The organism is Enterobacter sp. SES19 (assembly GCF_011765665.1).
GTDB lineage: Bacteria > Pseudomonadota > Gammaproteobacteria > Enterobacterales > Enterobacteriaceae > Enterobacter > Enterobacter pseudoroggenkampii.
In genome coordinates this window covers 1025190-1037132 of the sequence record NZ_CP050320.1, presented here as the reverse complement: position 1 = coordinate 1037132, position 11943 = coordinate 1025190, and the positions used below count along the sequence as shown (strand labels likewise).

At 58.8% G+C, this 11943-nt stretch carries 8 protein-coding genes; 2 read left to right on the top strand and 6 right to left on the bottom strand.

All coding sequences use genetic code 11. The annotated features are described in order from the left end of the window. Window positions 1–46 precede the first annotated feature (46 nt). Window positions 47–628, top strand: coding sequence for an ACP phosphodiesterase (gene acpH / locus GXP72_RS04830; RefSeq protein ID WP_024906800.1), 582 nt, complete (start codon window positions 47–49; stop codon window positions 626–628). 127 nt (window positions 629–755) lie between these two features. After that, a complete protein-coding gene (locus GXP72_RS04825) occupies window positions 756–1358 on the top strand; it encodes a peroxiredoxin (RefSeq protein ID WP_008503347.1) in 603 nt (200 codons plus the stop codon). Window positions 1359–1401: 43 nt separating this feature from the next. Here the strand turns inward: GXP72_RS04825 and GXP72_RS04820 are convergent, their stop codons facing one another. The 6 genes from GXP72_RS04820 to phoR form a co-directional block, all read right to left on the bottom strand. Continuing rightward, on the bottom strand, window positions 1402–2787 hold the full coding sequence (locus GXP72_RS04820) for a DUF3999 domain-containing protein (protein ID WP_208763556.1): 1386 nt from the start codon (window positions 2785–2787) through the stop codon (window positions 1402–1404). Further along, on the bottom strand, window positions 2784–5393 hold the full coding sequence (locus tag GXP72_RS04815; RefSeq protein ID WP_208763555.1) for a DUF2339 domain-containing protein: 2610 nt from the start codon (window positions 5391–5393) through the stop codon (window positions 2784–2786). The genes GXP72_RS04820 and GXP72_RS04815 overlap by 4 nt, the downstream gene beginning before the upstream one ends. Window positions 5394–5481: 88 nt before the next feature. Further along, entirely contained in the window at window positions 5482–7299 is a 1818-nt protein-coding gene (gene malZ / locus GXP72_RS04810) for a maltodextrin glucosidase (RefSeq protein ID WP_208763554.1), read from the bottom strand. 162 nt (window positions 7300–7461) lie between these two features. After that, window positions 7462–8835: a proline-specific permease ProY gene (gene proY, locus GXP72_RS04805; RefSeq protein WP_008503261.1), complete on the bottom strand. Its 1374-nt coding sequence runs from the start codon at window positions 8833–8835 to the stop codon at window positions 7462–7464. A gap of 81 nt (window positions 8836–8916) precedes the next feature. Next, the gene (gene brnQ, locus GXP72_RS04800; RefSeq protein WP_024906795.1) at window positions 8917–10236 is read right to left on the bottom strand and encodes a branched-chain amino acid transporter carrier protein BrnQ; all 1320 of its coding nucleotides are present in this window, start codon (window positions 10234–10236) and stop codon (window positions 8917–8919) included. A 409-nt stretch (window positions 10237–10645) separates the two neighbouring features. Then, window positions 10646–11941, bottom strand: a complete 1296-nt coding sequence (gene phoR / locus GXP72_RS04795; protein ID WP_023310544.1) for a phosphate regulon sensor histidine kinase PhoR — start codon at window positions 11939–11941, stop codon at window positions 10646–10648. Window positions 11942–11943: the final 2 nt, after the last annotated feature.

Here is an 11943-nt window from a genome sequence, read left to right as displayed (position 1 = left end):
CACCCTTTTGCTGCAACAACTAGCCGCCCCCGGACAAATAAAACGCATGAATTTTCTCGCTCACCTGCATCTCGCGCACCTTGCTGACAGCTCCCTCTCGGGCAATTTGCTGGCCGATTTCGTACGCGGTAATCCCGCAGAAGACTACTCCCCTGAGGTTGTCGACGGGATTTTTATGCACCGCCGCATCGACGTGCTGACGGATAAGCTGCCGGAAGTGACGGAAGCCAAAGCCTGGTTCCGCCCTGAAACGCGCCGCGTTGCCCCGATCACGCTCGACGTGATGTGGGATCACTTCCTGTCGCGCCACTGGGAACAGCTGTCGCCGGAGATGCCGCTGCCGGCGTTTGTGCGCTATGCCCACCAGCAGGTGTCGATCATTCTGCCCGACTCGCCGCCGCGCTTTGTGAATCTGAATAACTATCTGTGGTCGGAACGCTGGCTGGAGCGCTATCGCGAGATGGACTTTATCCAGAACGTGTTGAATGGGATGGCGAGCCGTCGCCCGCGGCTGGATGCGCTGCGCGACTCATGGTATGACCTGGATGAACATTACGATGCGCTGGAGACCCGATTCTGGCAGTTTTACCCGCGCATGATGGCGCAGGCGAAAAACAAACAACTTTAATGGAGATTGGATTGATAGGTAAAAGCTGGCGGAACGATTGTCACCACCTCTTTGTCTTATCCATGAACACTCTCTATACTGGCTCGCGTTGCGTTCCAAATAACCTTAGTATCTACAGGAGAATCATATGGTTCTGGTAACTCGTCCGGCTCCGGATTTTACAGCTGCAGCAGTTCTGGGCAACGGTGAAATCGTTGAAAACTTCAACTTCAAACAGCACACCAACGGTAAAGCGACCGTTCTGTTCTTCTGGCCAATGGACTTCACTTTCGTTTGCCCGTCTGAGCTGATCGCTTTCGACAAACGTTATGAAGAATTCCAGAAGCGTGGCGTGGAAGTTGTTGGCGTCTCCTTCGACTCTGAATTTGTACACAACGCATGGCGTAACACCCCTGTCGACAAAGGCGGCATCGGTGCGGTGAAATACGCAATGGTTGCGGACATCAAACGCGAAATCCAGCAGGCTTACGGTATCGAACATCCGGACGCTGGCGTTGCGCTGCGCGGTTCCTTCCTGATCGACGCAAACGGCATCGTTCGTCACCAGGTTGTGAACGATCTGCCGCTGGGTCGTAACATCGACGAAATGCTGCGCATGGTTGACGCGCTGCAGTTCCACGAAGAGCACGGCGAAGTGTGCCCGGCTCAGTGGGAAAAAGGTAAAGAAGGTATGGCTGCTTCCCCAGACGGCGTGGCTAAATACCTGTCTGAGAACGTATCCAGCCTGTAATCGGCACGGTTTACGAGAAAGGCCCGCTTATGCGGGCCTTTTTTTATGCCTTACGCTGCGTTTCACGCCAGATGCGCCAGGCCATTCCCGCCAGCAGAAGCACGCCCGCAATCAGCACGCCCCACACCAGCAGGGCGTTCATCCAGCTCGCCCGATCGACCGCAGAGGTGGCGGTCAGACGCCCCTCGCCGCCTAACGCAACGTCATCCACAATGTCGGCCTGCGGCAGGTTCGCCATAGCATAGGTCTTGCGCAGGTCGGCTGGGATCAGCATGCCGGGCTCCACGCTGGCAGGCTTTGCGGCGCCGTTACCCCAGGCGAGCACGTACGGCGCTTTCCCCTGGGCGTTGAACACCAGATCGTAGCGGTCACGATGTCCCGTGACGCTCGGCAGGTATTCTGGCAGACGCGCATTCAGCGTCGTGATTTTCACTGCCTGCACCAGGCCCCCGTTAAGCGAAACCGGTGGCGACGTTTTTCCCTCAAGACGGTAAAGGACCTCTTTTTTCAGGGGGTGCCATGCGTCTTTTTCCGTACTCCGCCACGCTATCTCCACGGGAAGGACGCCATCGCCATTCAGTGAGATGCTGACAGCACTCAGCGGCTGCGGGCGCGCCCAGCGCCACTGCGCTTCGCTTGTTGATAGCTGCTCCCCTTCCCCCTCAAGATCGACCGCTTCCGGGGCCGACTGGGCAGGTGCGATGATTGCGTTAACGCCGGTCAAGGTTATCCCCTGGCTCTGCGCGTTCAGCACCACCATGAGATAGCGATTCGCATCGGGAGATAAAACCGTATCGGTATCGATCCGATCGAGCTTAAGACGATCCTGGCCGCTGACGGCGTCAAGCAATGGCATATCCTCGCGCAGGGTATACCAGCGCTTAAGATCCTCGCTGTAATAGACCGACGCCGTTCCCTGCCACGGCGTCTGAGGAGAATTCCAGAGCAGCTGCAGCTGGGATATGGCCATCTCCCCCGTAGCCTGCTCCGGCAGGGTCAGCAGATAATGTTGCCCGGCTGCGGCGGCTTTTTGCCCCTCCAGCACAATCTCAACACCGTTTCCGGAACGGAGCAGGATCTTATCGCTATCACCGGATCCTTGCGAAGCCGCAAGCGGCGAGGCATCCAGCGGGAAGAGGCGCAGCGCCGTGGATTGCACTGACGCCTGCGGACGCGTCACGCTGACCAGGCTGAAGGGAACCGGCTCGCCCGACTGGTTAAAGACGCGGACATCATGCAGATCTGGCGACGTGCTCTGCTCATAGACGGCGAGCGGCAGCATCACCCGATACCACTGGGAAGGAACAGACGTATCAAGTGAAAGACCAAAAGCATAGTCCCGGGGCGATTCCGTTTGTCCCTCGTCGCAAAACGCCGGGCCGGAAAGCGCCAGCAGCGCGGTACACGCTACCGCTTTCATCCATTTCATTTTTCATCTCCTGTTTTAGGCGGTAGCGGTGAGAAATACCCCACAATCAGAACCAGTATCGCCACGCCGATAAACGCTACCGCGCGCGACAAACCGCCTCCGCCCGCGCTGTCCACCAGCATCAGTTTAACCATTACCACACCCAGCAGCGCGGCACCGCAGAGCCACTCCTGCCGGGAAGCCCGACGGGTGGCATGGATCATGACCACCAGCGCGCTCAGCATCCAGAACAGGGCAAAACTGGTCTGGATAAGCCGCGAATCCCACAGAGATGCCATATTCCAGGCCACGTCGCCGTACCAGGCCAGGGCGCGCATCAGCGCACCGTTAAGCCACCAGAAGCCAAACGCCATGAGCGCGACGGTAGGCCACGGGCGCGCTTGCGCAAGCCACGCCGGGTAGTAACGATCCACCGCCCGATAAAAGACGACCAGCCCCAGCAACGCGAACGCCGCGCCTTCCTCAAGCGGGTTCACCAGCGGCAGCCAGGTCTGACGATAGACCACGCCGTCCTGGAAATTGGTCACCACCAGCAATACCAGCAGCGCCACGACTACAGGAATCGGTGCCAGGCAGGCGTAGAGCGCAGGCCACTCCCGGAACGGCCACACGCGACGCCGTACCGCAGCAGAGAGCGCCATAATCACCCCGCCGCCTGCGGCCATCGCTAAACCGCTACCCCAGGCCGCCATGCCCCAGGGCAGAGACCGGGCAAACCAGTAAAGCTCGGCGGCCAGCGCCAGTAAAATCATCCAGAAGAGCGACAAATGCAGCCCCATTGCGATGCGTGGCAGGAGTCTTTCACCGTCGCGCCGCAGCAGTACCAGCGCGGCAGGAAGCGCAACGCACCAGGCCAGATTTGACCAGCCGGCGGAGACGATCTGCTGGTGCCAGAGTTGATAGCCCACCATCAGCAGCATAACCGGCCACAGCAGCCATTTGCTGGCGTCCAGCTCTCGCCACGCCAGACGAGCGGCCACCTGCCGCCAGCCCCAGACCGACGCCGCCGTCAGCGCCAGCACGCCCGCCAGAATCGGTAATTCCTGCGTCAGCGCCAGCCGCGATGCGCCCAATAGCGCCACGAGCCAGAACAGCAGCCCGCCTGCCAGCAGCGCCCAGCTGACCGGCATAAAGAGAGTCCGCCACAGCCAGGCCGCAGCCAGCCAGCAAAGGCTGAGGATGGCGAAGATAAGGAGCAGACTCAGCGACGTAACGCCGTTCGTTTGTGCCCACAGCGCGCTGCCGAGCGCCAGCACCAGCAGCGCCGTCCCGCTATAGCTCATGCGACGCTGGTGCTGCTGCACGCCCAGCCAGAGGATACCCAGCCCTTCCAGCGCCCAGGCCATCGCCGTCCAGCGCGCTGACAGCGCCAGCGGAATGGCGAGCGTCGCGAACCCGCCGCCGATAGCCAGCGCCGCCATGACCAGCGGTCGTCCGACGGAGGGATAGCGCCGCAGCGCAAGGAACGCGAGGGTAAGATAAAATGCGCCGTATCCCAGCGCACTCAGGGCCGGACCATATTCCCAGTGCCGGGTCATGCCGTACTGCATCCCAAAACCGATTAGCGGCGGGGCAAACAGCAGCACGCCGTCAATAATCTGCTTCCCTTTCTCCTGCGCCCGCAGCGACAGCGCCACGCTCAGGACGCCGAATATCAGCGTATTGGCAATCAGGAACAGCTGGCAGATCCAATAGTCTTCAGGCTGGTAGTCATTCAGCCCCCACAGGCCGCCCACGCCGAACGTGAACAGCAGCCCAAGCAGGTTCAGCTCGCGCCAGTGCTGCCAGATGCTGATCGCGAGAATGCCGATAGACAACAGAAGATAGAAGGAGAACAGCGCGACAAAACTGCCGCCCCCGGTAGACAAGAGGAGCGGCGCAAGATAGCCGCCGAGGCTCGCCAGCATGGCAAGGCTCAGCGCCTTCTGCAGCACCGCCAGCCCGACGCTCGCCGCGCAAATCACCACCAGCAGCGCAAAGGCCAGCGTCATCGGCAACATTTGCCAGAGCCGGAAGGCGCCAAACACCGTCAGGTAGAGCACGCCGGTCGCCCCGCCCTGGAGGATCAGCGCATAGACGCGCTGCCTGTGCCGCAGCCGCCACCCGACAGCCAGCAGAACGATGGCAAACAGCGCCGTTGCCACGAGGCGCAGCTCAAGCGGGAACAGGGAATGTTCCACGGTATAGCGCAGCAGGAATGAAAGACCAAGGAAAAGCAGCAGGATCCCAAGCTTCGCCAGCGGATTACCCTGCATAAACCAGCGTACCAGCGACGTCAGGATGCCGCCAAAGGCAGAAGGTTGTTTCGCCGCAGGTGCCGGGGCCGGTTCTGCCACGGCAGCGGGAGTATCGGGGCGCCAGGGGTCGACAGGCACGGGAGCGTCTGCAACCACCGTCGCGGTCACAGCCTCCGGCGCGGCGGTCTGCACCGGCTCCGGCGCGTCCTCAGGCACGCCGCGCTGCTCAAGCGCCTCTATGCGCTGGCGCAGCCGGGCGATCTCCTGTCGCGCCGCCGTACTTCGATTAAAGCCTATAACCGCAAGCACGGGTGCCACCACCAGCGCAAATACCAGGAACAAACAGCCAAGGATGTAAAGCTCGTCCATGTTTCCACCTTCACCGTAAACGATCCGTTAAGATTGACACAAATCGTTGCATTTGCGCCATCTTAAAAGGTGGAAACATTAACAGGTCTTAGCTGCCGAACCAGATCGTCGCGGATACCGCAGGCAGCGCCAGCACGCCGTCCTGTATTGTTGCCTTGCCCTCTTTATTCTTCCACGTCGCTACCTTCAGCAGCGGTGAATCATCCAGCACCACTTCGCAGGCCTCTCCCCGGTTAATCGCCACCAGCACGCGCTGCTGGTTATAGACGCGAGCAAATACCACCACGTTATCGTGGGCGTACACCACCTGACAGCCGCCGTAGCGCAGGGCGAGACTCTGCTTACGCAGCTTTGCCAGCCGCTGATACAGGCTGAACAGCACCTTGTCCTGTTTCGCTGGCTCCCATGGGAAGGTTTTGCGGCAGAACGGATCGTTGTTGCCGTCCAGCCCCACCTCGTCTCCGTAGTAGATGCACGGTACGCCCGGCCAGGTGAAGAGCCAGGTCACCGCCAGCGACAGACGCGCGACATCCTTGCCGAGCAGGGATTTAAAACGCGCGGTATCGTGGCTATCGAGCTGGTTAAACATCCGCAGCTGCTGCTGATGCGACAGGCCGGCGCGGTAGTTCTCCATCCACGCCATGCAGGTTTCAGCATCGATATGATTCGGATCGTAGGAGATATCGGTGTTAGCGAGGAATCCCCACAGCGGGAAGGTAAAGCCGCGATAGTTCATCGCCGCATCTTCCGCATCGTTCTGCAGCCACTGGCGCGCGTCGCCAAAGTGCTCGCCAAAGACGAACGCCTCCGGCTGGGCCGCTTTTGCCGAGCGCGTAATCCCGGCGACGTGCTGAAGGTTTTCCCGCGCCCCGCCCGCTTCGCCGAGCATATGCACCACGTCCAGGCGCCAGCCGTCCATATTCCACGGCGCCTTCAGCCAGTGACGCACGATGCTGTCTTCCCCGCCGTAAATCTCGTTCACAAGCGTTGGCGACTGGAAATCCAGCTTCGGCAGGCTCGGGTAGCCCAGCCAGTCCAGCGCACGGCCCTCCTCGTTAAAGCTGTACCAGTCGCGCTGCGGCGAATCCGGGTTATGACATGCCCCGCCCATCGACTGATTATGACGGTCAAACCAGGCGTGCGAATCTCCGCTGTGGTTGAACACGCCGTCAAGAATGAGGCGCATGCCTTCGTTTTGGGTGTTCTTACGCAGGCGCAGCAGCGCCTCGTCACCGCCAAACTGCGCGTCAACGTGGCGATAATCTTCGGTATCGTATTTGTGTACGCTCGGGGCCTTAAACACCGGGTTGAGATACAGCGCCGTCACGCCCAGTTTTTTCAGGTACGGCAGCTTTTCGCTGATACCGTCGAGATCGCCGCCATAAAACGTCGATCCGCCCGCCTGCGCGGTTAATGGCTCGTCCCACGCTTTCAGGATAATGTCATGGCCCGCCGCATGGTGGTGATAGATTTTATCCTGGTCGGCAGTGCGTTTTTCGCTGCGCGCAAAACGGTCCGGGAAAATCTGGTAAAAGACCTGGTCGTTAACCCACTGCGGGCCGTTATCCGGATAATCGACCGCAAACTGCTCCAGCCGTGCGGGCGGGAAACGGCTAAACCCCTGCGGGGTAAACCACAGCTGGCGATTATTCCACAGCAGTTTGAAGCTGTAACGGCGACGCGGCTGCCCGCTGCTCAGGTCGATATTCGCCCGCCAGGCGGTGATCCCCGGCTGCGGCTGGCTGCGCAGCTTGTGCATTTTCAGCCCGGTCTCTTCGTTATCGATTTCGGCGCGGAGCGTCACGCGTTCAGGCTGATTTTCCCCCGCCAGCCAGAGCGTAATCACAAGGTTGTCTTTGTTTTGCTTAACAAATGGGGCAACCGGAAGGTGCCAGGCGTTTAACATCACGAATCCCCTTTGATGAAATTGACGTCACCTTGCCACAGGGTGGTTAAGGATAGCTCATCACGATCGGGATTATTGGGGGAGGAGAAAGGAGGAGGAGGCATCAGTGCGGCCTGATGCCCTCCCCCCAACCCTCTCCCACAGGGAGAGGGAGAAAAAAGATTACTGCGCTTCTGCCAGCTGACGGTCGCGGCGGCATTTAAACACCCAGCCCACCAGCAGCAGGACGATCCACGCGCAGCCCACGTACAGGGAAATGCGGGTATCCGGATGGTAGCCAATCAGGCCAATGATAAACACCAGGAAGATCAGCCCGACGACGGTCGTCGCAACGCCGCCCGGTACTTTGAACTTCAGCGCTTTCGCCTCATCCGGCGACAGGCGACGGCGGAAGGCAATCTGCGACAGCAGGATCATGATCCACACCCACACCGTCGCGAAGGTCGCCAGCGATGCAATCACCAGGAAGACGTTCTCCGGCATGATGTAGTTCAGGTAAACCGAGAACAGCAGCGCCACGGTCATGACCACGACGGTCACCCACGGCGTGCCGCGGCGTGAGGTTTTGGCGAACACCTTCGGCGCACTGCCCTGCTCCGCCATGCCGTGCAGCATACGGCCCACGCCAAAGACGTCACTGTTGATCGCGGAGAGCGACGCGGTCAGCACCACAAAGTTCAGAATGCTGGCGGCAAACGCAATCCCCATGTGCTGGAAGGTCAGAACAAACGGGCTACCGTTGGTGCCCACCTGGTTCCACGGGTAAATGGACATGATCACGAACAGCGTACCCACGTAGAACACCAGAATACGCATCGGCACCGAGTTGATCGCGCGCGGAATAGACTTCTCCGGGTCTTTCGCTTCCCCGGCGGTAATACCGATAATCTCGATACCGCCGTAGGCGAACATGACCATCTGGAGCGACATGACCATGCCGAGCCAGCCGTTGCTGAAGAAGCCGCCGTTGCTCCAGAGGTTATGGATGCCGGTCGGCTGCCCGCCGTTGCCGATTCCCCAGATGATGATGCCAAAACCGGCCACAATCATGATGATGATGGTGGCAACCTTGAAGAAGGAGAACCAGAACTCCAGCTCGCCGAACACCTTCACGCTCATCAGGTTGACGGCGCAGATGATCAGCACCACGCTCAGCACCCATATCCAGTGCGGCACTGCCGGAAACCAGACGCCCATATAGATGCCAAACGCCGTCACATCGGCAATCGCCACGATCAGGATTTCAAAGCAGTAGGTCCAGCCGGTGATAAACCCGGCCAGCGGGCCGAGGTTTTCCTGCGCGTAGCGGGAGAATGAGCTGGCAGACGGGTTGTGAACCGACATTTCGCCGAGGGCGCGCATGATGATATACGCCGCCACGCCGCCGATGATGTACGCCAGCAGCACGCTGGGACCGGCCATTTTGATGGCATCTGCCGAGCCATAAAAAAGACCGGTGCCGATAGCAGAGCCCAGCGCCATAAAGCGGATGTGGCGCGTGCTCAATCCACGTTTAAGTTTGTTAGTGCTTTCCATTTAAATCTTGCCATTCAACACGAAAAAAACAAAAAACCACGGGGCCTTAAGCCCCGTGGTTAAACAGTTTGTTGCCGTTGATTAATGGGCGTTCGATGCGACCTGACGCCCTGCAGCACGGTCCCAGATAATGGCCAGAACCAGTGCAACAACGGTAGGCATCAGCCAGGCCAGACCCTGCTCGGACAGCGGCAGACGCTGTGTCCATGCCGGCAGTATGTGCGCGAAAGCTGATGCTTTAATCCCGTCAAGGATACCAAAAATCAGGCTGATAAACATGGCTGGCGCAATAATTCGTGAAGAGTTGTTCCACCACGGGCGAGTAAAGCTCAGCACCACCAGCACGATGCACGGCGGATAAATCGCCGTCAGCACCGGAATAGAGACCTGAATCAGGTGGCTCAGACCGAGGTTTGACACCGCCATAGAGAAGATGCCGAGGATAAACACCAGGGTGCGGTAAGAGAGCGGCAGATACTGTGCAAAGAACTCTGCGCAGGCGCAGGTCAGGCCAACCGCGGTGACCAGACAGGCCAGGAAGATGAGTGCCGCCAGCAGCATACTGCCCGCACCGCCGAAGGTGTGCTGAACGTAGGCGTGCAGGATAGCCGCACCGTTGGCGTTCTGATCGACCAGCATGGCGCTGTCGGAACCCAGACGGAACAGTGCCAGATACAGCAACGTCAGACCCACACCGGCCATCAGGCCAGCCCAGATGGTATAGCGGGTCAGCAGACGCGCTTCGGTCACACCGCGGGAACGCGCGGCGTTAACGATAACGATACCAAACACCATGGCGCCCAGCGTATCCATCGTCAGGTAGCCGTTCACAAAGCCGTTAGAGAACGCGGCGTTTTTATAGGCATCCATCGCATCGCTAATCGGGCCCGCTGGCCAGACGATGGCCGCTACCGCCAGAACAATCAGCGCCACAATTTTGAGCGGAGCCAGGAAGTTACCCACGGTATCCAGCAGTTTGCCCGGATAGAGGGAAACCAGAATCACGATCGCGAAATAGATCAGGCTGTAGATAAACAGCGGCATCGCGCCGTCACCGGTCAGAGGAGCAATCCCCACTTCAAAGGAAACTGTCGCCGTACGCGGGGTCGCAAACAGCGGGCCCACGGCCAGATAGCAGACGGTTGCCAGCAGAACGCCCGCCACTTTACCAATCGGGGTGCTAAGGCTATCCACACCGCCACCGACTTTCGCCAGTGCGACGACGGTGAGAACCGGCAGACCCACGGCAGTAATCAGGAAACCAAACGCGGCGGTCCAGACGTGTTCACCCGCCTGTAAGCCAACCATTGGAGGGAAAATGATGTTGCCTGCGCCAACGAACAGCGCAAATGTCATAAAGCCCAGCGCGATGATGTCACGCGATTTTAAGTGATGGGTCATAAAACCTTACTGCCTGTGGATGTGGTGTTGAAAACATTGAGATTTTCGATATCCCTGACGGGACGATACAGCCGAAAATTTGCTCAATTTCAGCGGGAAATGCTCCCGTCCTGGCGTGGAGAAGAATAGTTTTTCGATTTACCACGCAAATACAGTCGGTCTGACAGTATCTGGGGCGCAATTTAAACGCTTATAACGTTTAAAGGCAAGGTGGGATCGCAAAACCAGAACAATATGCCAGCATGAAAATACACGTTAGAATAATACGCTGTTTATAAGAAAAACCCATGGCTAATCATGCGAACAAAAAACAGACAGCCGTATAAAATTCATCCGCGTTTCGCTTGACTGCAAAGCAAACGGGCCAGCGATGGCTGACCCGTGGAAAGGTAAAATGACACGCCTGCCGTCAGGCGATCTTTTTGGCAATTAATCGTTCCGGAATAACGAAACTGAAACGGGTTCCTTTACCCAGCGTACTCTGAATATCGAGACGGCTTTCATGGTGATTCACCGCGTGTTTCACAATTGCCAGCCCCAGGCCGCTTCCGCCCGTCTGCCGGGATCGCGCTTTATCCACACGGTAAAAGCGCTCGGTCAGACGCGGAATATGCTCCGGCGCGATCCCCGGCCCATTGTCTTCCACGCTAAACTCCGCCCCCGTTGGGGCATGGTGCCAGCGCACCACGATATTTGTCCCCTCAGGCGTATGATTCACCGCGTTATACACCAGGTTGGAAATAGCGCTACGCAGTTCATCTTCGCTGCCCAGCACCTTCAGCGTATTGTCGACCTCAAAGGTCAGGTGATGCTTTTTGTGGCTTAACGTCTGCGCTTCACGCTCCACGACCCGCAGCATCATCGGGACATCAATGGTGTCATTTAGTGCCAGCGTTGGCGCCGCTTCAATCTTCGAGAGCGTCAGCAGCTGCTTCACCAGCCCTTCCATCCGGTGCGTTTGCTCGCGCATGGTGTGCAGCGCTTTTTCACGCGGCGCGCCTTCCAGCGTTTGCTCCTGCATCATCTCCAGGTAGCCCTGCAGCACGGTCAACGGGGTTCGCAGTTCGTGACTAACGTTGGCGAAGAAGTTGCGACGCGCCCCTTCCAGCTGGTGCATTTGGGTAACATCGCGCGCCACCATCAGCCACTGCTTATCGCTGTAGGGCATCACGCGGATCTCCAGATGGCGACCATTATTGAGCTTCAGATTGTGCGGACGGGTAAAATCACGCTTTTTCAGGTACAGCGTAAACTCGGGATAGCGCAGAAGGTTGAGGATATTTTGACCGTTGTCATCCGGCCAGCGCAGGCCCAGCAGCTGTTGAGCCAGGCCGTTACACCAGAAGATCGTCCCTTCTTCGGTTGTCAGAATCACGGCATCCGGCAGCGACTCTGCACCGCTGCGGAAACGCTTAATCAGGCTTCCCAGCTCGCGGCGACGCTTTTTATTACGCATCTGCATCTGATGCAGACCGTACAGCAGCGGCTCCCAGCTGCCGCTTCCCGGCGGCGGCGTCATACTTCGGTCAACCCACAGCCACCAGGAGAGGCGCAGCAGGTTCCAGAAATGCCAGATCAGCAGCCCGGTGACCGACGCCAGCAGAAACCACGGCAGGTGTCCAAGAAAGGCCCCAAGAAGGAAGGCCGGAATACAGCATAAGATCAGTTCAAAGACGAGCCTTTTCCATGACAGACGTTCCAGCACGC

What these genes read in the sequence shown, in the direction of transcription:
- proY (WP_008503261.1), bottom strand. Translation starts at nt 8,835, where the DNA reads ATGGAAAGCACTAACAAACTTAAACGTGGATTGAGCACGCGCCACATC.
- malZ (WP_208763554.1), bottom strand. Translation starts at nt 7,299, where the DNA reads ATGTTAAACGCCTGGCACCTTCCGGTTGCCCCATTTGTTAAGCAAAAC.
- GXP72_RS04815 (WP_208763555.1), bottom strand. Translation starts at nt 5,393, where the DNA reads ATGGACGAGCTTTACATCCTTGGCTGTTTGTTCCTGGTATTTGCGCTG.
- brnQ (WP_024906795.1), bottom strand. Translation starts at nt 10,236, where the DNA reads ATGACCCATCACTTAAAATCGCGTGACATCATCGCGCTGGGCTTTATG.
- GXP72_RS04820 (WP_208763556.1), bottom strand. Translation starts at nt 2,787, where the DNA reads ATGAAATGGATGAAAGCGGTAGCGTGTACCGCGCTGCTGGCGCTTTCC.
- acpH (WP_024906800.1), top strand. Translation starts at nt 47, where the DNA reads ATGAATTTTCTCGCTCACCTGCATCTCGCGCACCTTGCTGACAGCTCC.
- GXP72_RS04825 (WP_008503347.1), top strand. Translation starts at nt 756, where the DNA reads ATGGTTCTGGTAACTCGTCCGGCTCCGGATTTTACAGCTGCAGCAGTT.